Source organism: Streptomyces sp. NPDC002309 (genome assembly GCF_053593375.1).
Genome location: NZ_JBSFCI010000108.1, coordinates 1 through 1560, shown reverse-complemented (window position 1 = coordinate 1560; position 1560 = coordinate 1). Strand labels below are relative to the sequence as shown.

The following is a 1560-nucleotide window of genomic DNA, read 5'->3' as shown; positions in this document are numbered from 1 at the left end:
GACGCGGAGCAACGGAGCTCGTTGGTACAGGCAGTCGACCAAGACAGCTTGTCCCGAAGGAGCTCCGTTGCCCCGTCATTGTGTCCTGCCGTCTCCGCTGACGGCCATCACCCGAACGGTCACCGTGGCCGCGGGCCGGTTCGCTCCAGGGCATCTGGGGGAACTGGCCGCCGTCGTGCCGTTCGAGCTGGTGGACGCGGTCCTTGCGGAGACAAGGGACGGTGCAGCAGCGGCTGCGTGATCTCCCGTCGCGGGTCGGGATCTACTTCTTGCTGGCGATGTGCCTGTTCCCCGAGGTCGGCTATCGCCTCGTCTGGGACAAGCTGACCGCGGGTCTGTCCGGGATGCCCGTGGTCTGTCCGTCGGCGAAAGCGTTGCGTGACCTGCGCCGGCGGATCGGCGGCGCGCCGGTGCGGGCGTTGTTCGAGGTGCTGGCCGGGTTGCTGGCCCGGCCAACGACGCCAGGTGTGCGTTTCGGTCCGTACCGGATGGTTTCGTTCGACGGCTGCAGTTCGCTGAGGGTTCCCGATTCCGAACGGAACCGGGCCTGGCTGGGCAGGACTTCGCATCATGGCTATCCGACGCTGGAGTTGATGACGCTGGTCGAGACCGGCACCCGGGCTCTGGTCGGCGCGGTGTTCGGCCCCACCTCCGGGGGCGAGACGACAGGTTACGCCGGCCGGCTCCTGCATCTGCTGCGGCCGCACATGCTGGTGCTGTGGGACAAGGGATTCGACAGCAACGCCTTCCTCGCGGCGGTCACCGATACCGGCGCCCAGGTGCTGGGCCGGCTTCGCAGCAACCGGCGCACGCCGGTCCTCACCCGCCTCGCCGACGGCTCCTACCTGTCGGTGATCGGCACCGTGAAAGTGCGGATCATTGACGCACAGATCGCCGTGACCTGCGCGGACGGCACGTCCTTCACCGGGTCCTACCGACTGGTCACTACCCTGACCGACGCCCGCCGTCACCCCGCCACCGCACTGGTGGGCCTCTATCACCAGCGGTGGGAACACGAATCCGCCTACTACGCGCTCCGCCACACGATCATGAACGGGCGCAACCTCCGCTCGGGCGACCCGGCAGGCATCGAGCAGGAGATGTGGGCCTTGCTCAGCCTCTACCAGACCCTTCACACCGTGATGGCCGAGGCCGCAGAGGCGCTGCCTGGCACCGATCCGGACCGCTGCTGCTTCAGCATCACGCTCCACACCGCCCGTGACCAGGTCGTCCAGGCCGCCGCCGTCATCACCGACCCCGCCGACGCCGGTCACCTCGGACTCATCAGGCACCGGACCCTGACTCGCCTCCTCCCGCCCCGACGCCAACGGGTCAGCACCCGCAAGGTCAAGTCACCGATGTCCCGCTACAGCGAGCGACGCGACGACGGCCGCCCCGACACCAGCCGGACCGTCACCGACCTCAACGCCACCGACCTCAACGTCACCGTCCTCGAACCCGTGGACCAACCCACACTGCCCACGGCCTCCCGGGACGACAGGAACACCGCCCCGGCTGCGCGGCGCCGACACCGCATCCTGAGCCTGCTCCAGCAAGACC

1 protein-coding gene is annotated in these 1560 nt (G+C 68.7%); it reads left to right on the top strand.

What is annotated here, in order from left to right:
- Positions 1 to 221: 221 nt before the first annotated feature.
- Positions 222 to 1560, top strand: a 1339-nt coding sequence (locus tag ACWCPM_RS34720; protein WP_450980249.1) for a transposase domain-containing protein, incomplete at its 3' end; no start/stop codon positions are given.